The sequence below is a fragment of the Gordonia sp. YC-XJ4 genome, from assembly GCF_059511865.1.
Window position 1 is genome coordinate 1103825 of record NZ_CM183447.1, and the last position, 23390, is coordinate 1127214.

General features: G+C 67.8%; 23 protein-coding genes and 1 tRNA gene. 15 read left to right on the plus strand and 9 right to left on the minus strand.

Annotated elements, in window-relative coordinates:
- Nucleotides 1-281 precede the first annotated feature (281 nt).
- Complete coding sequence (locus tag AC5ZH6_RS04900; RefSeq protein ID WP_006372563.1) at nucleotides 282-1361, minus strand: UDP-N-acetylmuramate dehydrogenase; 1080 nt, start codon at nucleotides 1359-1361, stop codon at nucleotides 282-284.
- A 68-nt stretch (nucleotides 1362-1429) separates the two neighbouring features.
- Between AC5ZH6_RS04900 and AC5ZH6_RS04905 the strand changes: the two genes are divergently transcribed.
- The 6 genes from AC5ZH6_RS04905 to AC5ZH6_RS04930 all read left to right on the plus strand — a co-directional run bounded on the left by AC5ZH6_RS04905 (nucleotide 1430) and on the right by AC5ZH6_RS04930 (nucleotide 6309).
- Complete coding sequence (locus AC5ZH6_RS04905) at nucleotides 1430-1924, plus strand: DUF2505 domain-containing protein (protein ID WP_006372564.1); 495 nt, start codon at nucleotides 1430-1432, stop codon at nucleotides 1922-1924.
- 15 nt (nucleotides 1925-1939) lie between these two features.
- Nucleotides 1940-2449, plus strand: a complete 510-nt coding sequence (locus AC5ZH6_RS04910; protein ID WP_006372565.1) for a DUF2505 domain-containing protein — start codon at nucleotides 1940-1942, stop codon at nucleotides 2447-2449.
- Nucleotides 2450-2483: 34 nt separating this feature from the next.
- Entirely contained in the window at nucleotides 2484-3236 is a 753-nt protein-coding gene (locus AC5ZH6_RS04915) for a methylase (protein ID WP_035728812.1), read from the plus strand.
- A 9-nt stretch (nucleotides 3237-3245) separates the two neighbouring features.
- Complete coding sequence (locus tag AC5ZH6_RS04920; RefSeq protein WP_006372567.1) at nucleotides 3246-4073, plus strand: carbon-nitrogen hydrolase family protein; 828 nt, start codon at nucleotides 3246-3248, stop codon at nucleotides 4071-4073.
- Between the two features lie 33 nt (nucleotides 4074-4106).
- Nucleotides 4107-5387, plus strand: coding sequence for an LmeA family phospholipid-binding protein (locus AC5ZH6_RS04925; RefSeq protein WP_006372568.1), 1281 nt, complete (start codon nucleotides 4107-4109; stop codon nucleotides 5385-5387).
- A 73-nt stretch (nucleotides 5388-5460) separates the two neighbouring features.
- Nucleotides 5461-6309, plus strand: coding sequence for a hypothetical protein (locus tag AC5ZH6_RS04930; RefSeq protein ID WP_006372569.1), 849 nt, complete (start codon nucleotides 5461-5463; stop codon nucleotides 6307-6309).
- 82 nt (nucleotides 6310-6391) lie between these two features.
- Here AC5ZH6_RS04930 and deoC read toward each other — a convergent pair whose 3' ends face one another.
- Nucleotides 6392-7069 carry a deoxyribose-phosphate aldolase gene (gene deoC, locus AC5ZH6_RS04935; RefSeq protein WP_006372570.1) on the minus strand — a complete coding sequence of 226 codons (678 nt, stop codon included), beginning with the start codon at nucleotides 7067-7069 and terminating at the stop codon, nucleotides 6392-6394.
- A 28-nt stretch (nucleotides 7070-7097) separates the two neighbouring features.
- Between deoC and purU the strand changes: the two genes are divergently transcribed.
- Nucleotides 7098-8054 (plus strand): formyltetrahydrofolate deformylase, encoded by a 957-nt coding sequence (gene purU / locus AC5ZH6_RS04940; RefSeq protein ID WP_006372571.1) that lies wholly within the window; start codon nucleotides 7098-7100, stop codon nucleotides 8052-8054.
- A 43-nt stretch (nucleotides 8055-8097) separates the two neighbouring features.
- Here the strand turns inward: purU and AC5ZH6_RS04945 are convergent, their stop codons facing one another.
- A complete protein-coding gene (locus AC5ZH6_RS04945; RefSeq protein ID WP_006372572.1) occupies nucleotides 8098-9087 on the minus strand; it encodes an NAD(P)/FAD-dependent oxidoreductase in 990 nt (329 codons plus the stop codon).
- Nucleotides 9084-9974, minus strand: coding sequence for a class I SAM-dependent methyltransferase (locus tag AC5ZH6_RS04950; protein WP_244421214.1), 891 nt, complete (start codon nucleotides 9972-9974; stop codon nucleotides 9084-9086). The genes AC5ZH6_RS04945 and AC5ZH6_RS04950 overlap by 4 nt, the downstream gene beginning before the upstream one ends.
- A 48-nt stretch (nucleotides 9975-10022) precedes the next feature.
- On the opposite strand from AC5ZH6_RS04950, the gene AC5ZH6_RS04955 reads away from it, so the two are divergent.
- A complete protein-coding gene (locus AC5ZH6_RS04955) occupies nucleotides 10023-10613 on the plus strand; it encodes a helix-turn-helix domain-containing protein (RefSeq protein WP_006372574.1) in 591 nt (196 codons plus the stop codon).
- 58 nt (nucleotides 10614-10671) lie between these two features.
- Nucleotides 10672-11928 carry a L,D-transpeptidase gene (locus AC5ZH6_RS04960; protein WP_006372575.1) on the plus strand — a complete coding sequence of 419 codons (1257 nt, stop codon included), beginning with the start codon at nucleotides 10672-10674 and terminating at the stop codon, nucleotides 11926-11928.
- Between the two features lie 19 nt (nucleotides 11929-11947).
- Here AC5ZH6_RS04960 and AC5ZH6_RS04965 read toward each other — a convergent pair whose 3' ends face one another.
- Nucleotides 11948-12703 carry an SDR family NAD(P)-dependent oxidoreductase gene (locus tag AC5ZH6_RS04965; RefSeq protein WP_006372576.1) on the minus strand — a complete coding sequence of 252 codons (756 nt, stop codon included), beginning with the start codon at nucleotides 12701-12703 and terminating at the stop codon, nucleotides 11948-11950.
- A gap of 122 nt (nucleotides 12704-12825) precedes the next feature.
- Between AC5ZH6_RS04965 and AC5ZH6_RS04970 the strand changes: the two genes are divergently transcribed.
- Genes AC5ZH6_RS04970 through AC5ZH6_RS04980 form a run of 3 tightly spaced genes read left to right on the plus strand, consistent with a single transcriptional unit; the run spans nucleotide 12826 to nucleotide 15940 of the window.
- A complete protein-coding gene (locus AC5ZH6_RS04970) occupies nucleotides 12826-13956 on the plus strand; it encodes an ROK family transcriptional regulator (RefSeq protein WP_006372577.1) in 1131 nt (376 codons plus the stop codon).
- Between the two features lie 53 nt (nucleotides 13957-14009).
- Complete coding sequence (locus AC5ZH6_RS04975; RefSeq protein ID WP_014358958.1) at nucleotides 14010-14822, plus strand: transglutaminase-like domain-containing protein; 813 nt, start codon at nucleotides 14010-14012, stop codon at nucleotides 14820-14822.
- Nucleotides 14823-14827: 5 nt separating this feature from the next.
- Entirely contained in the window at nucleotides 14828-15940 is a 1113-nt protein-coding gene (locus AC5ZH6_RS04980) for a zinc-binding metallopeptidase family protein (protein ID WP_006372579.1), read from the plus strand.
- 31 nt (nucleotides 15941-15971) lie between these two features.
- Here AC5ZH6_RS04980 and otsB read toward each other — a convergent pair whose 3' ends face one another.
- From otsB to AC5ZH6_RS05000, 4 genes are all read right to left on the minus strand, one after another.
- On the minus strand, nucleotides 15972-16754 hold the full coding sequence (gene otsB, locus AC5ZH6_RS04985) for a trehalose-phosphatase (protein ID WP_006372580.1): 783 nt from the start codon (nucleotides 16752-16754) through the stop codon (nucleotides 15972-15974).
- Entirely contained in the window at nucleotides 16751-18307 is a 1557-nt protein-coding gene (locus tag AC5ZH6_RS04990; protein WP_006372581.1) for an alpha,alpha-trehalose-phosphate synthase (UDP-forming), read from the minus strand. Before AC5ZH6_RS04990 ends, otsB begins: the two co-directional genes overlap by 4 nt.
- Nucleotides 18308-18310: 3 nt before the next feature.
- Nucleotides 18311-18475, minus strand: a complete 165-nt coding sequence (locus tag AC5ZH6_RS04995; protein WP_165776325.1) for a hypothetical protein — start codon at nucleotides 18473-18475, stop codon at nucleotides 18311-18313.
- Between the two features lie 122 nt (nucleotides 18476-18597).
- On the minus strand, nucleotides 18598-20025 hold the full coding sequence (locus AC5ZH6_RS05000; RefSeq protein WP_006372583.1) for a threonine/serine exporter family protein: 1428 nt from the start codon (nucleotides 20023-20025) through the stop codon (nucleotides 18598-18600).
- A 4-nt stretch (nucleotides 20026-20029) separates the two neighbouring features.
- Between AC5ZH6_RS05000 and AC5ZH6_RS05005 the strand changes: the two genes are divergently transcribed.
- From AC5ZH6_RS05005 to AC5ZH6_RS05015, 3 genes are all read left to right on the plus strand, one after another.
- Nucleotides 20030-20101 (plus strand) — tRNA-Thr (locus tag AC5ZH6_RS05005).
- 124 nt (nucleotides 20102-20225) lie between these two features.
- Nucleotides 20226-21449 (plus strand): arginine deiminase, encoded by a 1224-nt coding sequence (locus tag AC5ZH6_RS05010; RefSeq protein WP_006372584.1) that lies wholly within the window; start codon nucleotides 20226-20228, stop codon nucleotides 21447-21449.
- Between the two features lies 1 nt (nucleotide 21450).
- The gene (locus tag AC5ZH6_RS05015) at nucleotides 21451-22995 is read left to right on the plus strand and encodes a carboxylesterase/lipase family protein (protein ID WP_288337941.1); all 1545 of its coding nucleotides are present in this window, start codon (nucleotides 21451-21453) and stop codon (nucleotides 22993-22995) included.
- The last annotated feature ends 395 nt before the right edge of the window (nucleotides 22996-23390 follow it).

The window sequence follows — 23390 nt, forward strand, 5'->3', positions numbered from 1 at the left end:
GACACAAGGAGTCTCGAGGCTCGTCGCTGGCGCTCCTCGGCACCTCGACCATCGGGATGGGATGGCCGTCGGGCGAGGCGGGCGGAGCATTCTTCGATGGCGAGTCGTCTTCCCCCGCTGGTCGAGGTGCGAGCCGCGTGCGGCGATCCTCGAGACCGCCTGCACCGGTGCTGGATTCGGGCCACGGTGGTCCGGATGTATATCGGCGCAAGAGGTCTCGAGGCTACGGAGTTATCGCTCCTTCGCACCTCGACCAGCGGGGTCGATCGTCGGGCGGGGTACTACAGCGCGCAGTTCACCAAGACCGGCTCCGGGTGCAGGGTGACACCGAAGGTGTCGGCGACGCCGTCGCGCACGTCGCGGGCGAGAGCGAGGAGTTCTTCGGTGGTCGCGCCACCGCGATTGGTCAGGGCCAGTGTGTGTTTGGTACTCAGACGCACCGGAGCGTCGGGGCCGGGGTAGCCCTTGGCGTAGCCGGCGCGCTCGATGAGCCAGCCCGCGGAGAACTTGACGCCATCCGGTGCCGGATAGGTGGGGACGGCGACGTCGGCACCGAGCCGGCCGGCGATGCGGTCGAGAATGGCCGGCGCGTCGTCGGCCCCGACGATCGGGTTGGTGAAAAACGAACCGGCACTCCAGGTGTCGTGGTCGTCGGGATCGAGCACCATGCCCTTGCCCGCACGCAGCGCCAGGACGGCCTCACGGACCGCCGCGGCGTCGGCGCGGCCACCCGGCTCGACGCCCATGGCGGCGGACAGTTCGCGATACCGCAGTGGCTGACTGGCGCGATCGTCGTTGAGCCAGAACGACACCGCAACCACGACCATCTCGTCGCGATGCTTGAGTCGCGACGTGCGGTAGGCCAGGCCGAGTTCACCCGGGGCCACCCATCGCAGGGTCCCCGAACGACGGTCGAGCACCTGGACCTCACGCAGCACGTCGGCGACCTCGACGCCGTAGGCGCCGACGTTCTGTACCGGCGTCGCACCGGTCGATCCAGGAATCCCGGAGAGACATTCCAGCCCACCGAAACCGGCCTCGACGGTCGCGGCCACCAGATCGTCCCAGGTGACCCCGGCGTCGGCGGTGACATGGGCCCGGCCCGATTCGCGGCCGGTCCCGAACTCGATACGGCTGCTCTCGATGCGGATGGCGGTTCCGGCGAAGCCCGCGTCGGCGATGACGAGGTTCGATCCGCCACCCATGACCAGGACCGGCTCGGAGACGGCGTCGGCGGCGAGGATCTCCTCGACGACCGATCGGGTGTCCTCACAGCGGAGCAGTGCCCGCGCCGGGCCGCCGACCCGCAGGGTGGTCAGGCCGGCCAGCGGCACTCCGGGCTGCAGCGAAGTCTCGGTCACGGGGCCAACGGTAACCCGAGGCGGCGCACGACAGCCGACGTCGGTGGCGTCGAGTAATCTCTCATCCCATGGCGAGCCCGCTGAAGCACTCGGTGTCCTATCCGTTCTCTGCCGACCGGTACTGGGAGATCGTGTCGACCGAGCAGTACTGGCACGACCTGCTCGAAGCCACCAACTCCAGCCACGGCAGGCTCGAGTCCTTCTCGTCGGACGGCACCACGGTGACGGTGAAGATGCTCCAAGGGGTGCCCGAGGATCGACTGCCGTCGGTGGTCACCAAGGTGCGTCCCGGCGACCTCGAGATCCCACGCACGATGACCTTCACCCGGGCGAAGGACGCGGTCAACGGCACGATGCACGCCTCGGTGTCGGGCGCTCCGGCCGACGTCGAGGGCGCTCTGGTGGTTTCCGGTGACCCGGCCGGCGTCGAGTACACGGGCACCGCCAAGGTGGGGATTCCCTTCGTTGGCGGCAAGATCGAGAGCGCCGTCATCGAACAACTCGTGGACCTGCTCGACAACGAACGGGAGAAGACGGTGACTTGGGAGGCCGCTCACCGCTGACGTAACCTGGCCGTCATGGCACGACGTCTCAGCTACTCCGCGCGCTATGCGCATCCCGTGGAGAAGCTCTACGAAGCTCAGAGCTCCCGGCAGTATTGGGATGACATGATGGCGGGCTTCCAGATGATCTCGCCGCACTGCGAGGTGGAAGACTTCCGGTCCGATGAAACCGGCCTTAAAGTGGTGCTCAAGCAGCACATCGGCCGCGATCAGCTGCCCCCGATCGCCCAGACCGTCCTGATGAAGGACATGGTGATCACCCGCGAGGAATCGTTCGGGCCGTTCGACCCGGACAACACCAAGGGCAATTACACCGCGTCGATCCCCGCGGGTCCCGGCAATCTGCAGGGCTGGCAGGAACTGTTCCCCACCGAGACCGGCTGCACCATCCGCAAGACCACCGAGGTCAAGGTCTTCATCCCGTTCATCAACGGCAAACTCGAGCAACTCATGCTGGTCAACCTGGTGGATCTGTTCCGTGCGGAGGCCGAGTACTCCAAGGACTGGATCGACAAGAACCTCTGACGGCGTGACACCCACCCCGAGACCTCACGGTCGGGTGACCCGGGGTACCACCAACATCAACCGCCTGCGCCGCGTTGACCGGTGGATGGCGCACGAACCGTCGATCGTCGCGGCACTGGCCGCCGTCGCGCGACCGATCGTCGTCGACCTTGGATACGGTGCACGGTCCGACACCTGTGTCGAGATGGCCCGGCGACTGCGGCCCGTCGCTCCCGACCTGCAGATGATCGGCCTCGAGATCGACCCCGACCGCATCGTCGCCCCGATCGACGGCGTGCGATTCGCACTCGGTGGTTTCGAGCTCGCCGGATTCCGGCCACAACTGGTCCGCGCGTTCAATGTCCTGCGACAGTACGACGAGCACGAGGTCGCCCCCGCGTGGTCGCAGATGATCACGCGACTGGCTCCCGGCGGGCTGATCGTCGAAGGTACCTGCGACGAGATCGGCCGTCGGTGCGCCTGGGTGCTGCTCGACGCCGCCGGGCCTCGCAGCCTCACCCTGTGCTGGTCGCCCGCGCACACCGGGAGACCCTCCGACCTCGCCGAACGGCTCCCCAAGGCGCTCATCCATCGCAACGTGCCCGGTGAGCGCATCCACGAGTTGCTCGTCACCGCCGACCGCTGCTGGGACAACGCCGCCGGTCGGACGGTCTTCGGCCCACGCGCACGTTGGGCGCAGACCCTCACGCTGATGCGTGCGGCCGGCGTCGACGTCGCGATTCCACGCCGCCGCGTCGTCGACAATCTGTTGACCGTGCCCTGGGAGACGGTCGCACCACGCGGGTAGTTTGGCCACATGCGCATCGCGATGGCCCAGATCACCTCCGGTACCGACCCGGACGACAACCTGCGTCTGGTCGCCGAACACACGGCCGCGGCGGCCGCCGACGGTGCCGTTCTCGTCGTGTTCCCCGAGGCGACGATGTGCCGGTTCGGGGTGCCGCTGGGCCCGGTCGCCCAATCGCTCGACGGGCCGTGGGCCACAGGCGTCTCGCAGATCGCGGTCGAGAACTCGGTGACCGTGATCGCGGGCATGTTCACCCCCGGCGACGACGGGCGAGTCGCCAACACCCTGCTGGTCGCAGCACCTGACGGCGCCCGCATCGGCTACGACAAGATCCACCTGTACGACGCCTTCGGCTTCCGGGAATCGGCCACCGTCGCACCCGGTGACGTCGCGCGGACCGTGACGGTCGACGGCGTCCGCATCGGCCTGGCCACCTGCTACGACATCCGCTTCCCGGCGCTGTTCACCGCGCTTGCCCAAAACGGGGCCGAGGTGATCGTCGTCCCCGCGTCCTGGGGTGCCGGGCGCGGCAAGGTCGAGCAATGGCGGACGCTGGCCACCGCACGTGCCCTCGACTCGACGTCCTATGTGGTGGCCGTCGGGCAGGCCGAACCCGCCGACGAGGAGCTCCGCGCGTCGAAAGCGCCGACCGGCGTAGGACATAGCCAAATCTCAGATCCCTTCGGTAGCGTGGTCGCGTCGTACACGGGGGAGCAACGGCTGGGTGTACACGACCTCGACCTGGGTGTTGTCGCCAAGGCTCGCGAGCAACTCGCGGTCCTCGCCAACCAGCGGGAATTCCGAATCGAACCGACGCCCGTCGCGTACGAACTGTGATCACGCAAGACCGACGCCCCTAGGACGGAGTGCATGGCCGACGACACGACCGACGATCCGCAGACCCCTCGTGGTCCCGAGGATCCGGATGCCACCAAGCAGGTCGGTCGGGAGAACGCGCCGCGCGACCACTCCGCGGGAGGGGACTTGCCGGCCGAGCAAGTACCGGCCGATCAGACTCCGGCCGATCAGACTCCGGCGGAGCCGACCTCAGCAGCGCAGACTCCGGCCCAGCACGGTGCGGGGGAGAATCCCGCCCCCGACACCGAACAGTGGGAGCCGACCACCACCTCCCGCCATGCTCGCGCCTACTCGCAGATCTCCGACGCCACCACGACCCCAGTGACGCCGCCGCCACCCGCGGCGCACCCACAGACCGCGCAGTTCACCACCGGGGAGAACCCGATGGGCGGAGGCGAACCGGGAACGGGTGCGCATGCGGTTCCCCCGACCGGCGACGGTGTGGTCACGACGGCGCCGACGAAACGCGGCAAGGGAAAGTTCATCGCGCTCGGCGCGGTCGGACTGGTGTTGGTGATCATCATCGCGCTCGTCGGCACCGAACTCTTCTTGCGCAGCCGCGCCACCGATTGTCTCGAGCAACAGTTCGGCGCTCTGACCGGTCAGCCCACCAACGTGTCGATCAGCAAGAAACCCATTCTGCTGCAGAAGTTCTCGAACGATTACCCCTACGTCCAGGTGGACACCAGCGACTCCAATTCGACGCAGATGCAACTGCACGTGCGGGCCGACGGGGTCAGCCAGGACGGGAACACGGTCAAGGTCGACTCGCTCGCCGGCACCGGTTACGTCCCGTTCCAGCGGGTGATCGAGCTGAGCAAGCAGGGACAACTCTCCGGTGGCTCGACCGACAACAGCGGGACCAACGGTGGCACCACCAACGGCGGTACGGGAACCGAGGGCTCCGGCATCTTGGGCAGTACCCAGGTCAGTTCGGTCACCGGCAACGCCGCCGACGGCACGATCAAGGTGGACGCCGCGGTACAGGTCGCGATCTTCCCGGTGCCGGTCAGCCTCACCATGAAGCCGGTCCTCGACCAGGGCAAGGTGCGCTTCCAGGTGGAGCAGGCCAGCGCCTTCGTCTTCGGGATTCCCGCCGACTTCGCCCAGCAGTTCGTCGACGGCTTCGGCGACAGCCTCTTCGGTGACCTCACCAAGGAAATCAAGGTCACCTCCCTGAAGGTCACCGACCAGGGCGTCGACTTCGCCGTCACCGGCAGCAACGTCGATCTCGGGTCGGCGGCCGCGTCGACGTCGAGCTCGGGTTCGGCGCCGACCTGCTCGATCCTCTGAGCCGGACGGGCCCCACCACCTCGCAGGTACGCTGGGAGATGTCCGATTTTCCGACCCCGTTCCGGAGGAACCCGTGGGCCAGCTGCTCCTGATCGCCGTCGTCATCCTGCTCGTCGTGGGGGTGGTGGTGGTCATGCAGCGGCGCTCCGGTGCCAACACCGCCCGCACCCTCGACGACGCGAAGGCCGACGCCCGACAGGCCATCGAACGACTCGGCGGGCAGGTGTACATGCTGGTCGGGGATTCGCCCGCCGCCAAGCAGGCGCTCGCCGACGCGGCCGAACGGCACACCGCCGCCGGCTCGCAGATCGACCAGGCCACCAGCCCCGCACAGGCCCGACTCGCCAAACAGACCGCCATCGAGGGCCTCTACTACATCCGCGCCGCACGGACCGCGATGGGCATGGACCCCGGACCGGCGATCCCCGAACTCGACGGACAGAAGAGTGCGGGCCAGGTCACCGAGAACCGTGAGATCGACTTCGAAGGCCGCACCGTGCAGGCCTCGCCCGCACCGTCGCCGACCACCCCGAACTACTACCCGGGTGGCCGCGTCGCCGGCCGACCGGTACCGGCCGGCTGGTACTCCGAACCGTGGTGGAAGCCCGCGCTCGTCGCCGGAGCGTGGGGTGTCGGCTCGATGTTCCTGTTCTCGGCACTGTTCTCCGGTATGGCCGGGGTCAACTACGACGCGGCCGCCTTCGAGAACGGCGTCGGCGACGGCACCGACGCCGGAGCCCTCGATGCCGCGGATTACGGCGATGGGGGCTACGGCGATGGAGGCGGGGGCGACATGGGTGGCGGCGACGCCGGGGGCGACATGGGCGGTGGTGACTACGGCGGCGGTTTCGGTGACTTCGGTGGCGGCAACGACTTCGGGGGTGGCGGGGACTTCGGCGGCGGGGATTTCGGCGGGTTCTGACCGCGAATCACCCATGCGCCCAACTCTTCCGGGCTGATCCCTCAGGTGTGCTGTCGTGGCCTGAACCCGTTGCGGCCGATCGCTATTCGGTGAAGCCCTCCAACACCGCACGGCTGCCCGACAAGCCGAGTCGGGTGGCGCCGGCAGCGATGAGTTCGGCGGCGAACCGTGCATCGCGGATTCCGCCGGATGCCTTCACCCCGACCCGGGCCGGCACGGCGGCCCGCATGATCTCCACTGCCCGCACACTCGCGCCGCCGGCCGGATGGAACCCGGTCGAGGTCTTGACGAAGCTCGCCCCGGCGCGGGCCGCGTGCGCGCAGACCTCGGTCAGGGTGTCCTCGCCGGCAAGGTCGAGCAGCGCCGCCGACTCGACGATCACCTTGAGGACCGTCTCGTCGCCGACGGCCTCACGCACGGTGAGCACGTCGGCGAAGACCTCGTCGAATCGCTGATCCAGCGCGGCGCCGACGTCGATGACCATGTCGACCTCGTCGGCACCGGAGTCCACGGCCAGGCGCGCCTCGGCGGCCTTGACCAGCGAATGGTGCTTGCCCGACGGGAAGCCGGCGACCACACAGGACTTCTGGTCACCGGTGTCGATCGGCAGCATCGACGGCGACAGGCAGACCGCGTAGACGCCGAGCTCCGCGGCCTCGGCGATGGTGGCCTCGGCGTCGGCGCGGGTGGCCTCGGGCTTGAGCAGGGTGTGGTCGACGAGGGCCGCGACATCGGCTCGGCGTAGGTCGGTGATCGTCACACAGACGAGCTTGGCACACTGAAGGACCGTGACCACCCCCGCCACCGCTGTCCCATCCAGCTCAGTCCCCGCCACCTCGGTCCCCGCCACCGACGCCTCCGGTGCCGACCGTCGCTATGTGCTCACCCTCGGCTGCCCCGACCAGACCGGGATCGTCGCGCGGATCTCGAGCTTCCTCGCCGAGATCGGCGGCTGGATCACCGAGGCCGCCTACCACTCCGACGAGGACTCCGGATGGTTCTTCACCAGGCAGGCCGTCCGCGCCGACACGGTGACGATCCCCCTCGACGAGGTGCGCGCCCGATTCGCGGGCATCGCTGCCGAATGGGGACCGCAGACCGAGTGGAAGGTCACCGACACCGGCGAGGAGAAATCGGTGGTGCTGCTCGTCAGCAAGGAAAGCCATTGCCTCACCGACCTACTCGGTCGCGCCGACCGTGGTGAACTGCCGGCGACGATGTCCGCGGTCATCGGCAACCATCCCGACCTCGGCGGACTGACCGAACGCTTCGGGGTGCCGTTTCATCACGTGCCGTTCACCGGACCCGACGGGAAGTCCGGTGCGCGCGCCAAACGAGTAGCCTTCGACCGGGTCGAGGAGATCGTCGACAGCCACACCCCCGACGCGGTGGTGCTCGCCCGCTTCATGCAAATCCTGCCGCCCGAACTGTGCGAGGCGTGGGCCGGGCGCGCGATCAACATCCACCACAGCTTCCTGCCCAGCTTCATCGGCGCCCGGCCGTACCACCAGGCGTTCGCCCGCGGTGTCAAGCTGATCGGCGCGACCTGTCATTACGTGACCGCCGACCTCGACGCCGGCCCGATCATCGAGCAGGACGTCACCCGGATCGACCACTCCGACAGCGTGCGCGACATGGTCCGGCAGGGCCGCGACATCGAAACCCTGGTCCTGGCGCGGGGTTTGCGGTGGCACCTCGAGGACCGTGTGCTGGTGCACGGCCGCAAGACCGTGGTGTTCAGCTGATACCGGTGTTCAACTGACAGCGATGTTCAACTGACAGCGATGTTCAGCCGGCCACCCGGCTCCCGAGCGCCCGCCGGGTGTCCTCCTCGATGAGGTCGACGTTGATCATCGCGCCGCACTGCACCCCGGCCGCCGCCGAGGCCCCGACCATCGCTGCGAGATCCACGGAATTGCCTGCCGCCCAGACCCCGTCGATCGGGGTTCGTCCGGTCCGGTCGGCGGGGATCATGCTGCCCATCGGGTTGTCCTCGAGTGTGCCGCCGAGCGAGGTGTAGATCTCGGCTCGGGCGCGCATTCGTGGTGCGACGACGAGTGCATCGAGCTCCAGCTCGCGTCCGTCGTCGAACAGGACTGCGCGCAAACGGTTGTCGGCGTCGGCGTCAACCCGCGTCACTGGTCCGCCGATGATCTCGATCCCGCGTACCTCGGCCTGCAACCGCTGTTCCGGGGTGAGTGGTGGCATGCCGTGATCGATGAGGGTGATGTGGGAGGTCAACTGGGAGAACAGCATTGCCTGGTGCATGGCCATCGGCCCGGTGCCGAGGACGCCGACCCGCCGACCGCGTACCTCGTAGCCGTGACAGAACGGGCAGTGGAGCACGTCGCGGCCCCAGAGTTCGGCGAGCCCGGCGACGTCGGGGAGTTCGTCGACGAGTCCGGTCGCGATCAGCAGTCGGCGGGCGACGACGGTGGGCCCGCCGGTGCTGTGCACCTCGAAAGCGCAGGTGCTGTGCACCTCGAAAGCGCTGTCGGCCCGGTGTTCTGGGCGCACCACGGCGGTAACGGTGCCCTCGCGGATGATCGCGCCGTATCCGATGGCCTCCGCGCGTCCGGCGCGCAGCAGTTCGGTCGGGGCGATGCCCTCCCGGCCGAGGAGGTTGTGCGCACCGGCGGCGGGTGCGTTGCGGGGTGCGCCGGCGTCGATGACGACGACCGTGCGCAGTGACCGCGCGAGGGTGACCGCAGCGGACAGCCCGGCTGCGCCGCCGCCGATGATGGCCACGTCGACGGTCTCGGTTGCCGTGGTGGTCATGAGATCTCCTGGTTCGCTTCGGTGGTCGATGCGGGCCCGGTCGCGATCCAGATCGTGCGGGCGGCCCGTACGGCGACGTCCGGGCGGTGGCGCAGGGAGGTGGGTCCGTCGCCGAGTAACTCGTCGAGGGTGGCCGCGTCGGTGTCGGTGAGGTCGTCGGCGAGTCCGGTGCGCACCCGGGAGAGCCATGCCTGCGCGTAGGCGCGGGTGAGTTCGGTGGGTTCGGGAACGTCGATTCTCACGGTGTGCCGTGTGCGCATCTCGAATCCGGCGGCGGTGATCGTGTCGGTCCAGTCGGGAAAGCTGTTGGCGCCCTTGGCCCGCATGAGCTCCTCGATCCGATCATTGAGGTCGGTGTGCGGTGTCTCGGTCTGCAGGAATCGGGGCTGATGCGGCATCTCGATGACCGCCAGCACGCCGCCCGGCCGCAGATGGCTGCGTGTGGTGCGCAGGAAGGCGGCGGGGTCGGTGACGTGATGCAGCGACGCCGACGCCCACACGACGTCGGCGGCCCCGACGCTCGCCGGCCAGCCGTCGTCGAGGTCGGCGGTCACCGTCCGCACGGTGCCCGGTCCGGCGGCGTCGATGCGTGCGGTCATCTCGGGGGAGCCGTCGATGGCGACGATCTCGGCGTCCCCGAAGGCCGCTGCGAGGGCGCGGGTGCCGACCCCGGTACCGGCGCCGGCGTCGACGATCACCTCGATGGGCCGGGTGGTCTCGGTGCGGATGAGGGAGATCGCCTCGTCGAGGTAGGTGCCGGTGACAGCGGCGTCGAGTTCGAGCAGATCGCCGATGTCGGTGCCGTCATGATCGTGTGCCCCATGATCTTGTGTCCCGTGCGAGTGCCGTCCGTGGTGCCGATGATCTGATCCGTGCGTGCTGGTCATGATGTCGAGGCTAGCGAGCTGATGCGCAGGGGGCATACCATCTTGCCCATGGAGCAAGAAATCGATGCGGTGGTCCGTCAGCGCATCCGCGCGATGCGCGTCGCCAAGGGGTGGACCTTGGATTCGCTGGCACATCGCTGTCACCTGAGTCCGTCGACGCTGAGCCGGATCGAGACCGGACATCGGCGGGTCGCGCTCGATCAGCTCGTCCCGATCGCCCGCGCGCTGGGCACCTCACTCGATGTCCTGGTCGAGCCGGTCGGCGACGCCGACGTGGTGATCCGTCCCGAACCCCACTCCAACGAGGGCATCACGGTGTGGCCTTTGTCACGTGACAACACCCCGGCCGGTGTGACCGTGGCAAAGATGCGACTCGACGAATCGGTTCGGGACGCCGCCCGCGAGCTGCGGGTGCACCCCGGACATGAGTGGTTCACGGTGCTCAGCGGCACGATCCGGCTCCGGCTCGGCGAACGGACGATCATCATTCCCGCAGGCCACGCCGCCGAGTTCGCATGCACGGTCCCGCATTCGTTGGCCCCCGACGACGGACCCGCGGAGGTCCTCTCGATCTTCGACCACGACGGTGAGCGCGCCCATCTGCGTGGGTCGCCGGCGTCGCCGGCATCGCTGTCTTGACCGAATCACAGCAGGCAGAGAGCCGTTCATCAGCCGGTCTCGGTACCCTGGTCCCGACATGAACACGCAGCCGACACCCAGCCGACGCACCGTTCTCGCGGCGGCAGGCATCGCCACCGCGGGCCTCGTGGCCGCCGCCTGTGGACGATCCGACGACACCACCTCCGCCCAGAAGTCGAAGCAGCCGACCGTCAAGGTCACCTACACACCTGCACTCGACGATCCCGCCGCGCCCAATCCGACCGCCAAGGTCGAGGTCAAGGCGTCGGGCGGCACGCTGAACCCCGACGTCAAACTGGTCAACGCCAGCGGCAAGGCGGTCACCGGCACGCTCTCCGACGATCGCACCACCTTCACCGTCAACGAGGTGCTCGGCTACGGCACCACCTACACCTGGCAGGGCAGTGCCGTCGGGCAGGACCGACTGACGGTGCCGGTCAAGGGATCGTTCACCACCCTCGATCCCAAGCAACAACTCAACGTCGTCGTCAACATCGCCGACGGGCAGGAAGTCGGCATCGCCGCACCGCTGATCCTCAAGTTCGACGGGACCGTCGACGACAAGGAAGCCGTCGAGCGCGCACTGACCCTGACCACCACACCCCCCGCGGAGGGCAGTTGGGCCTGGCTCGGCGAGGACAACGGGTCACGCGTGCACTGGCGCTCCAAGGAGTACCTCACCCCGGGCACCAAGATCCACATGTCGGCCAAGCTGTACGGGCTCGATCACGGCGGCGGGGCATACGGTGCCGCCGACGTCACCAGCGACTACACCGTCGGCCGCTCGCAGATCGTCAAGGCAGACGCGCCCAGCCACCAGATCGTGGTGGTCCGTGACGGATCGACGCTGATGACCTTGCCCTGCAGCTACGGCGAAGGCGACGTCGACCGCAACGTGACCCGCTCGGGTATCCACGTGGTCAGCGAGAAGTACGAGGACTTCTACATGTCCAACCCGGCAGCGGGGTACTTCAACGTCCACGAACGCTGGGCGGTGCGTATCTCCAACAACGGCGAGTTCATCCACGCCAACCCCGAAACCGTTGGCGTGCAGGGTTCGTCGAATGTGACGAACGGCTGCATCAACCTGTCGCTGGACAACGCGCAGCAGTACTTCACCACCGCGATCTACGGTGACCCCGTCGAGGTGACCGGCACCCGGATCGATCTGTCCGAGGCCGACGGCGACATCTTCGACTGGACCTACGACTGGGACACCTGGAAGTCGATGTCGGCGATCAAGGGCACCCCGCAGTCGGCGTCGGTGCCGGCGACCCCGAGTGGTGCACCCTCGTCGGTGAGCGCCCCGAACTGAGGGCCCGGAGCGGCCCCGCCTAGCCGGTCTTGATGTTGCGCCGCGCCGAGGCCTGATCACGCGGTTTGAGCACGATCTGATCGAGATTCACGTGCGGCGGCCGGGACGCGACAAAGCCGATGACCTCGGCGACATCGTCGGCGGTCAGCGGCGTCAGGCCTTGGTAGACGGCGTCGGCGCGTTCCTTGTCGCCCTCGAAACGCACCAGCGAGAAATCGGTTTCGACCATGCCGGGCGCGATCTCGGTGAGCCGGATCGGCTTGCCGAGCAATTCGTAGCGCAACGTCCGATGCAACACTCCCTGAGCATGTTTCGCCGAGGTATAGCCGGCGCCGTTGTCGTAGGCCTCCAGGGCGGCGACCGAGGTGATGGTGACGATCAATCCGTCGCCGGAGGCCTCGAGCGCCGGGAGCAGCGCCTTGGTCATCCGTAGCGTCCCCAGAACGTTGGTCTCCCACATCCAGCGCCAGTCGTCGAGGTCGGCGGTGGCCACCGGGTCGAGGCCTTTCGCGCCGCCGGCGTTGTTGACGAGCACGTGTACCGAGTCCAGGCCGTCGACGAATCGGGCCACCGACTCCTCGTCGGTGACGTCGAGTTGCTTTCCGGTACCACCGATCTCGGCGGCCAGCGCCTGAACCCGATCGACCCGGCGGGCGCCGAGGACCACGTGAAAGCCCTGTGCGGCCAGGGCGCGGGCGGTGGCCGCGCCGATCCCGGAACTCGCACCGGTGACGACGGCGACGCGGGTGACCTCGGAGGCGGTGGACTCACTCATGATCGTGAGTTTACGTGCCGAGCCGGGTGGGGCCCGAGTCCCGGGCCAGACATTGAGCCCCGGACTGGGTCTCGACGCCGATCGGGATGCGCCCGCCGACGGCGATGCTAGATTCTCCAGTCATGCACACGGTCATCCCGGCGACACTCGGTGTCGGGACGACCCCCGCGGCGCAGGTGTTGCAGCGCATCCGGGTCGGTGCGCCCATCACCCGCGACACCCTTGCCGCCGAGACCGGGTTGTCCCCGGCCACCATCAACCGACAGGTGACCGCGCTGACCGAACTGGGTTTCGTCGTCGAACGCCGCGACCTGGTCCATGCCGGCAGCATCGGTCGGCCCAAGCATCCCCTGACCCTCGACCGCGACAGCCTTTGCGTCGCGGGGATGCACATCGGCGCCCGACGGACCCTGCTGGCCATCGCCGACCTCGGTGGGCGCACCCTCTACAGCCACGCCGTACTCACCCCGCACGACGATCCGTACGCGTCGGCGGCCGAACTCTGTCACGCCCTGCGGGAACTCGCCGACCGATTCTCCGGGCGCCGCCTGCTGTGGGGCGGGGTCGCACTCGGCGGGCGCGTCGAGCGCGCCGGCGGTGTGGTCGATCATCCCGTCCTCGGCTGGCGCAATGTCCCCGTTGGAGCGCAACTCGCCGAGGCACTCGGCGTGCCGGTGTCGGTGTGCGAGCATGTGCAGGCCATGGCCGCAGCCGAACTGTTGCTGAGTTCGGCTCGCAGCAGCGCGAATACGGGACTTTTCTTCTACGCGCGCGAAACCACGGGCATGGCCCTGACCGTCGGCGGGCAGGTGGTGGTCCCCGACCGCGGGGCCGGCACGATCGCCCACATCGGTGTCGACGCCCCGACGCTGTGCGGGGGTGCGGCCACCCTGCAGGACGTGATCGGTGTCGACGTCGCACGCCGCGCCGCGCAGCGCCTCGGCGTCTCACCGGACGCGTCGGTGATCACCGACGAACGCGCCCGCATCCTCGGGGAGGTGGTCGCCGTCTTCCGTGACGCGGTTAATCCCGACGAGGTGATCGTCGCCGGTGATGCGTTCGCCGCGCATCCGCAGGGGCTCGGACCGGTGCAGGCGGCCTTCGACTCCGCATCCAGGATCGGTTGGCCGCTGGAGCTCACGGCGTCGCGGTTCGGGTTGTCGGTCCAGGAGAGTGCGGCAATCGTGGTGGCGCTCAGCGTGATCTACGCCGACCCGGTCGCGGCGATGACCCACTGTCGCGCCCGGCCGTAGCGTAGCGGGCGCCAGTGACGCAGAGTCCGGCGTTTTGCCCTACCGTGACAGGCATGACGATCCCCCCTCGCGACGTTGCCGCGACCATGTCCATTTCCGTCACCGCACCCACCGAGATCGAGATGCAGATCGCGGTGGCCCGCATGCCCGGGCTGTCCCTCGACGAAACCCTCCAGGTGACCCTCGACGGCAAGCCGGTGTCGGTGGAGGAGATCGTGGACAATTACGGCGGCCGCATCCACCGGCTGTCGGTGGAGTCCGGTCAGCTCGATGTCGACTATCGGGCCGCGGTGACCACGCCTGCCGATCCGGCCCAGGTCGCGGTCACCGATCATTCGATCTACTTGCGCCCCAGCCGATATGCCGAGGCCGACAAGTTCTTCGGATTCGCCGCGGGTCAGTTCGACACCTCGTTGCCGAAGGGGGAACTCCTCAACCAGGTGACCGCGTTCGTCGAGGATCGCCTCGACTACATCCCCGGCGCGAGTGACCCCATCGACGGCGCCGCCGACACCCTGCTGGCCGGTGCGGGCGTCTGCCGCGACTACGCGCATCTGGTGGTGGCGTTGCTGCGCGCGTTGAACATCCCCGCCCGGTTGGTCGCCGTGTATGCGCCGGGCTGCGATCCGATGGATTTCCACGCGGTCGCCGAGGCGCTCATCGACGGCGTCTGGGTGGTGGTCGATGCCACGCGGCTCGCGCCACGCCAGGGGCTGGTGCGCATCTCGACCGGGCGGGACGCCGCCGACACCGCATTCCTCGACAACCACGAGGGTTCGATCAACCTCGACTCATATCAGGTGACCGCGGTGGTGCGCGGTGATCTGCCCATCGACGACGGAAAGGACCGCATCAGCATAGGCTGAGCGGTGTGCGCGCACTGACGTGCCCGATCTGCAATGCGCTGTCGGGATTCGAGAACCAGAACTGTCCCCGCTGTGGCACCTCCGTCGGAGTACATCTGCCCAGCCGATCACTGGTGGTGGCCTCCGAGGACGGCGTCGACATCGACGGGCGACACTGGGAGCGGTGTTCGAGTTGGTCGCGCACCGGCTGCAACTGGATGACGCCCTCGGAAGTGGGCGAAGGTGAGATCGGTTTGCGGGGACTGTGTTTCCCGGATTCGCTGGTGCGGCGCCAACCCGATCCGTCGGACACCATCGCCGTCGAGAAGCTCGCGCCGACCACCTTCGATCTGCGGATGGTGATCTATCAGCTCGCCGATCTGGGGCTACCGATCGAACCCTACTGGCGCACCAAGGGCGGATTGGCCTTCGACCTGTTGTCCAGTCTGTCGGAGGGCAAACAGGTGATCATCGGGCACGCCGGTGGCGTCATCACCATCGACCTCGCCGAAACCCTTGACGCACATCGTGAACGGCTGCGGGTGTCACTCGGCGAGCCCTATCGCACCATGGTCGGGCACTTCCGCCACGAGACCGGGCACTACTACCAGCATGTGCTCGTCGAAACCGGCGACGGGGCCGACCGCTATCTGGCCCGGTGCCGCGAGATCTTCGGCGACGAACGAGCGAGCTACAGCGACGCTCTCGACCGGCACTATCGGCACGGGCCACCGGCCAATTGGCGTGACTCGTTCATCTCCGAATACGCCACCATGCACCCGTGGGAGGACTTCGCCGAGTGCTTCGCCCACTACCTGCACATCACCGGAACCATCGACACCGCACGTGAATCCGGGCTGATGCTCGAGAGTGATCAGGTGCGTTTCTCGATGGACCGCGACATCGTGCCGCTGGCGACGTACGCCGATCAGCCCATCGAGAAACTGCTGTATGACTGGAAGTGGCTGTCCACCATGTTCAATCGCGTCAACCAGGCGATGGGCAGCCCGCCGCTGTATCCCTTCGACATCCCGCAACCGGTGGTGCGCAAACTCGGCTTCGTCCATCGCGTGATCCGGGAGTCGACCAAGCGTAATCCGGTCACCGATCCGATGGTCGCCGAGCCTGCGGTGTCGTGAACCCGCACCAGTCGCCCGGGCCGCCGCCAGGTCAGCCGAGCGCCTCGCGGCGATGGGCGGCAACGAATTCGAGGACGGCGGCCACATCCGCCGGATCGCCGACGCGATACTGGGCGGCGGTGTCACCGGGGCCGACCTTGATGCTGATGTCGTGGTCGTGGCGCAGATGGGCGAAGGCCTTTTCGTCGGTGACGTCGTCACCGAGATAGATGACGACGTCGGCGCCGGTGCGGTCGCGCAGGAGGTCGAGTGCGAGGCCCTTGCTGGTCTCGATGACGGCGAGCTCGATGACCGCCTTGCCCTCGGTGGCCTCGACCCCGTCCCACCGGGCCGGGCCGAGACGAGCGCGGTCGAGGGCGGTCGCGGCGTCGGCGGGGCTCGCGTTGCGGACGTGCAGGGTGGTGCTGACCGGTTTGACCTCCACCGTGACACCGTCGAATTCTGTTGCGATGGACTCGAACTCGTCGATGATCCGGGCGAGGAGCTGCTGCTGCTCGGCGGTGACCGGTTGCCCGAAGCCGGTGTCGAACTCGCTGCCGTGGCTGCCGACGAGGGTGATCGGGTCGTCGGCGAGACCGGACAGTGCGGCGAGATCCGACAGCGCCCGCCCGCTCACCACGGCCACCGTGGTGCGGTCGAGTCGGGCGGCGGCCCGTAGCGCCTCGATCGATTCGGGCAGACCGACCGCGTCCTGCGGCCGGGAGACGATGGGGGCGATACAGCCGTCGTAGTCCGACGCGAGCAGCAGCCGGTTCACCGTGCTCGCCCGCAGCAGCGCGTCGGACAGCGGTGTGGGGATGCCCTCGGCGCTCATCGCCCGTCGGCCGACTCGTCGGCCCCAGACTCGATCGACCCAGACTCGATCGGCCCAGCCTCGTCGGATTCGGAATCCAGCAGGCGCACACCGCGGTTCGCCGATGCCTCGGTCTCGGTCGTATCGGCCAGGGTGCCGAGGAAACTTGCCGCCCACTTGCCGACGTCGTGCGCCAGAACCTGCCTGCGCAGGGCCCGCATGCGGCGTCGGCCTTCTTCGGGGGCCTGCTCGACGGCGGCGACGATCGCGTCCTTGACGCCGTCGAGGTCATACGGGTTGGCCTGATACGCCGACCGCAATTCGGCTGCGGCACCGGTGAACTCGCTCAGCACCAAGGCGCCACCGAGGTCGTTGCGGCACGCCACGTACTCCTTGGCGACCAGGTTCATCCCGTCACGCAGGGGCGTCACGAGCATGACGTCGGCGGCGACGAAGAAGGCGATGAGGTCGTCGCGGGGGATCGGACGGTGCAGGTACTGCACGATCGGCCGGCCGACCTCGCTGTAGCGGCCGTTGATGTTGCCGACGAGCTGTTCGATACCCGCGCGCATCTGGATGTAACTCTCCACGCGTTCGCGGCTCGGTGTCGCCAGCTGCACCATGACGGTGTCGGCGGCGTCGATTCGCTTCTCCTCCAGCAACTCCTGGAGCGCTCGTAGCCGGACGTCGATGCCCTTGGTGTAATCGAGCCGGTCGACGCCGAGCATGATCGTCTTCGGGTTGCCGAGTTCTTTGCGGATCTCGGCGGCACGTTTGCGGATCTCCTTGGATCGCGCCTTCCCGTCGAGTTCGCCGGAATCGATGGAGATCGGGAAGGCCCCGACCCGTACCGTGCGGAAACCGACCTGCACCACACCGAACCGCGACCGCACGCCGACGGTGCCCTTGCTGGTGGCCTGACCGGCGAGGCGTCGTGCGAGATAGAGGAAGTTCTGGGCGCCGCCGGGGAGGTGGAAGCCGATGAGATCGGCACCGAGGAGTCCCTCGACGATCTCGGTCCGCCAGGGCAGCTGCATGAACAACTCGACCGGCGGGAACGGGATGTGCAGGAAGAACCCGATCTTGAGGTCGGGGCGCAGCATCCGCAGCATCTTCGGGACGAGCTGCAGTTGGTAGTCCTGAACCCACACGACCGCACCCTCGGCGGCGGCCTTCGAGGCGGCCTCGGCGAAGCGGCGGTTCACCTCGACGTAGGTGTTCCACCATTCGCGGTGGTATTCGGGTTTGACGATGACGTCGTGGTAAAGCGGCCACAGGGTGGCGTTGGAGAAGCCTTCGTAGTATTCGGCGATCTCCTGCGTCGACAGCGGCACCGCCTGAATGCCGATCCCCTCGACCTCAGGGTTCTCGTCGGAGTCGGCGATGCCCGACCACCCCACCCAGGCGCCGGTGTGGGAGCGAAGGATGGGTTCGAGAGCGGTGACCAGACCGCCGGGGCTGCGCTTCCAGGTGATCTCGCCGTCGGCGTCGACCGACTTGTCGACGGGCAGCCGGTTGGCCACCACGACGAACTCGGCGCCGGATTCGGGTACCGCTCGGCTCTCCGAGGTCACGGGTCAGGCGTTCTCGCCCGGTGCGATCCCCAACATCGACAGCAGCATCCGGCACTCGTCGGCGTCTGTCGCGTAGGCGGCGACGACGCGTCGCGCGGAGCTCGCGGTCTCGTCGGCCACTGGCTCCAGCTCTTCGTCGGCGATGTCGGTGGTTTTGGCTGCTGCCATCATGTCCCCTCGGTCGTGGCCCCGGATGGGGCGCCGCGGTCGTCGGATGTCGTGGTTGTCGCACCGTCGTGTGGTGCGCGCGACCACCCATGGTACCCGGTCACCCGCTGAGGGCTTCGCGGTCACCACTCGATCCGGCGGCGTCGGCGCAGGCGGCGCCGGTGCGCCCATTCGGGCCGGACGATGCGGGGCCGGCGCAGGGTGCGGGCGATGAACTCGCCGAGGGTCACCCCCGCGGCCAGCGCGCAACCGACGCCCAGGGCGCTTCCGGCCCAGGTGAGTCCGTCGAGAGTCTGATCGTTGAGCAGCCCGTACAGACCGCGGTAGACGGCGAGACCCGGCAGCAGGGGCGTGATACCGGCGACGGCGACCACCAGCGGCGGAGTGAGTGCGCGGCGCGCAAGCAGACCGCCGAGCATCCCGATGCAGACCGCGGCCAGACCGGAACCGATGACGTCGCCGACCGGGATGAACGAGGCGCCCGCGGCGACGCCGACACCGATCACGCCGGAGATGAAGGCGACCGGCAGCGCGCGCCGCTCGGCGTAACAGGCCAGCGCGAACGCGAATGCGGCGAAGGCGCCCGCGGCCACGCGTGCGGGGATGTCGACGGCCGCGAACTCCGTGGTGGTGGTGATGGCGGGCAGGTAGATGCCGACCGCCGAGAGCATCCGCAGCGCCATACCGACGCCGGCGATGATGCCACCGGTCATCAGCAACAGCTCGAAGAAGCGGGCGACGCCGGTGATCGGTGCGCCGGTGATGGCGTCCTGCACCGAGCCCACCAGCGACAGTCCCGACAGCAGCACGACGATCCCCGCCGCGATGACCTGGGACGGCATGATCTCGAACCCGAGTTTCTCGCCGCCCTCGAACACCAGCGCCGCCGGTACCACCGCGATGAAGCCGCCGGTGACCTGTTGGAAGAAGATCGGGGTGCCGATGCGATTGAGTAGCCGATTGATGGTGACGGTGACCCCGGTCGTCACGAACGCCAACAGCGCGATCAGCGGTCCGCCGCCGAGCAGCACGCTGATGCCTGCGGCCATCAGCCCCCACGCGAGAGTCGCGACCTTGTAGGGGTAAGGGTGCGGGGCGGCGATGATCGCGTCGACCATCCGGTGCGCGGTGGCCGGCGTGATCGCCGAATCCCGGATGCGGCGGATGAGTTTGTCGACCTGCGCGAGTCGGGTGAAGTCCAGCGAGCGGTAGTGGACGGTCTCCATCGTCGTGATGGGCGGCAGCGTCGCGCCGCGTCGGGCGCTGACGACGATGGTGTTGTAGGTGACATCCACGTCGACGTCCTCGATGCCGTAGATGTTCGCGACGAACTGGATCTGGCTGCCGGTGTCGATCGCGCCGGTCCCCGAGTCGAGCAGCACCGCGCCGATCTTAGTCGCCAGGTCGAGCACCTCGGTGATGGCCCCGACGTCGAACCGATCGATCGGACGCCGGGGCGCCACCATGATGCTGCCGGGTTCGATGGTGTCGATCGTGGCCTGGCTGGTGCCGATGAGGCGGCGGGCGGTGCGGCGGATATACTCGCGCAAGCATGCCTCCTTAGCTCAGTGGTAGAGCACTCGCCTTGTAAGCGAGCGGTCGTCAGTTCAATCCTGACAGGGGGCTCGCCTGCAGACTGCGGCCCGTCCGGTGTGATTTCGGACGGGCCGTCGGTCTTGGGCGGGTGCAGTCGATGTCGTCGAGTTGTCATCGTCCCGCGCCGGCCTGTGTGCGCGATTAGAGTTCGCGTATGACTTTCCACGTCGACTCCGAAGTGGGTCCGCTGGCCCAGGTCATCCTGCACAAGCCGGGGATCGAGTTGTTGCGTCTCACACCCGACAACGTCAAGGGATTGCTGTTCGACGACGTGATGTGGGCCGAGAAGGCGCAGGAGGAGCACGAGCAGTTCCAGCAGATACTGCGCGACCTCGGGGTGACGGTCCACCTCTATCAGGACCTGCTCGCCGAGGCACTCGCCCAGGACGGTGCGCGCGACGAGCTGGCGGCCGAGCTGATCACCGAAACCCAGTTCGGGACCGAACTCGACGGACCCCTGCAGGAGTTGCTCGACGAGCGCACACCCGACCAGCTGGCCGAGCTGTTGATCGGCGGCATGCTCAAACGAGAGGCGGCGCCGCATCTCGGTGGCGTGTCGAGCCTGCTGCTCCACAGCCTCGACGACGACGACTTCCTCCTCGCGCCGCTGCCCAATCATCTGTTCCAGCGCGACAATTCGGCGTGGATCTACGCCGGGGTCAACCTCAACCCGATGGCCAAACCGGCACGGCAACGCGAGACCATCAACTCCCGGCTGATCTACAACTTCCATCCGATGTTCACCGCGGAGGAGTTCGTGTTCTACAACGGCAACGATCCGATGCGGCACACACCGGCCACCATCGAGGGCGGGGACATTCTCGTCATCGGCAACCGCACGGTGATGATCGGTATGAGCGAACGTACCGCCCCGCAGGGCATCGAGGTGCTCGCCGAAAACCTGTTCAAGTCGGGGACCGTCGACAAGGTCATCGTCGTCGAACTCCCGATGGAGCGGGCGTTCATGCATCTCGACACCGCCATGACGCAGGTCGATCGCGACGCGTTCAGTGTCTACCCATATCTGCCGGATACCTTGCGCTCCTACACTCTGGTGCCGCGAAACGACCAGGGCCACTTCACCGTGACCGAGAACGCCGAGCTGTTCGCCGTGGTGGCCGAGGCGCTCGGGGTGGACACGTTGCGGGTTCTCAAGGCGCCGATCGACCGGCTCGAGGCGGCCCGGGCGCAGTGGGACGACGGCAACAACTTCTTGACCGTATCGCCGGGGGTCGTGGTCGGGTACGAACGCAATGTCACCACCAACAAATACTTGGGCGACAACGGCATTCAGGTCATCGCCATGTCGGGGTCGGAGCTCGGGCGTGGTCGAGGCGGGCCACGGTGCATGTCCTGCCCGATCGAGCGTGAGGCCTAGCATGAGCGACACACAGTCCGGCGGTGGCTCCTCGTCTCCCGTGGTGGAGACCACCTCGGGCGCCTATCGCGGTGTTCGTGACCACTGGATTCACGTGTGGAAGGGCATCCGGTACGCCGCGCCACCCGTAGGTGAGAATCGCTGGCGCCGTGCGCGTCCGGCGATTCCGCACGCCGGTGTCGTCGATGCCGACCGGTTCGGTGCGGTGTGTCCACAGGCGCGTAATCCGGCGATCGGTCTGGGTAGCGACCCGGTGATGGACGAGGACTGTCTGTTCCTCAACGTGTGGGCCCCGGTGGCCGGCGCCGACTCACCGCGACCGGTGATCGTGTGGGTACATGGTGGGGCCTACGTTTTCGGATCCGGTAGTCAACCCCTCTACGACGGCACCCGGATGGCCGCGCAGCGTGACGTCGTGGTGGTCACGATCAACTACCGCATCGGTGCCTTCGGGTTCGCCGACATGGGGCCGGTGATCGATGGTGCGGAAACCAATGTCGCATTGTCGGATGTGCTGGCCGCGTTGACGTGGGTGCGCGACAACATCTCCGGGTTCGGTGGCGACCCGGCGCAGGTGACGGTGGCCGGCGAGTCGGCGGGCGGTGGGATCGTCACCACGCTGCTCACGATCCCGGCCGCTCGCGGACTGTTCCATCGGGCGATCGCCCAGAGCTCACCGGCGACGGCGGTGGCCTCGGCGCAGCGGATGGGGATTGTTTCCGAGCGTATCGCCGCCGCTATTCCCGGCGATCTGCGCTCGGCGTCGTCGGCGCAGTTCGTCGACGCGCAGATGCAGGTCTTCGCCGAAGTACCACAGGAGAATCCGGGAATCCTGGCCTTCACGGTCACCGTTGACGGGGATCTGGTTCCGCATCACCCGATCGACGTGTACCGGGCCGGCGAATCGATCCCGGTGCCGTTGCTGATCGGAACGAACCGCGACGAGTCCGCGCTGTTCCGTTACATGAAGTCCCCGTTGATGCCGATCGACCTGTCGACGATCCGCACCATGTTCGAGCGGATCGCGCTCGAACAGCCCGAACTCCGTGTACCCGATGAGCACACCGTACTCGCGGCGTATCCGCGGAATGCCAAGGCCGCCGGGCTCGGCATTGCGCGTGACCTGGCTTTCCGGATGCCGACGCTGTGGGTCGCTGATGCGCACGCCGAGGTGGCGCCGGTGTACATGTACCGATTCGACTGGGCGCCCAGGATGTTCCGTGTACTGCGCCTCGGTGCCACGCACGGCACCGAGCTCAACTACACCTGGGGCAATCTTCCAGCGGGACGCAAGGACATCACCTACAAGCTGGGTGGGCGGGCAACCGGTGAACATATTGCCGAACGGCTCCTCGGTCGCTGGGGATCGTTTGTGCGAGAAGGTGTTCCCGATGTCCGGCTCGACTCGGGCCCGACGCCCTCGTGGCCCCGATACCGCAGCGACGATCGCCGCTCCCTGGTGATCGACGAGGACGATCGCGTGGTCCAAGGGCTCGACGACAACCTCCGCGACACCTGGGGCAACGACATCCTCGCCTTCCGCTGAGGTATCGCGGGGACGAATCCAGCACCGGTGCAGGTGGTCTCGAGGCTCGCCGCACGCGGCTCGCACCTCGACCATCGGGGGAAACCGCCCCATCCCGGTGGTCGAGGTGCCGAGGAGCGATAGCGACGAGTCTCGAGACCCCTTGTGCTAACGGAGTTCCGGGCCACCGTGGCCCGAATCCACCACCGGCGCAGGTGGTTTCGTGGCTCGCCGCACGCGGCTCACACCTCGACCATCGGAGGAAACCGCCCCATCCCGGTGGTCGAGGTGCCGAGGAGCGCCAGCGACGAGCCTCGAGACCCCTTGTGCCGAAAGGATTCCGGGCCACGGTCACACGACACCTCGACCATCGGGTGGAAATTATCGCTATGGAGTTCTCAAACAACAGATGCGGT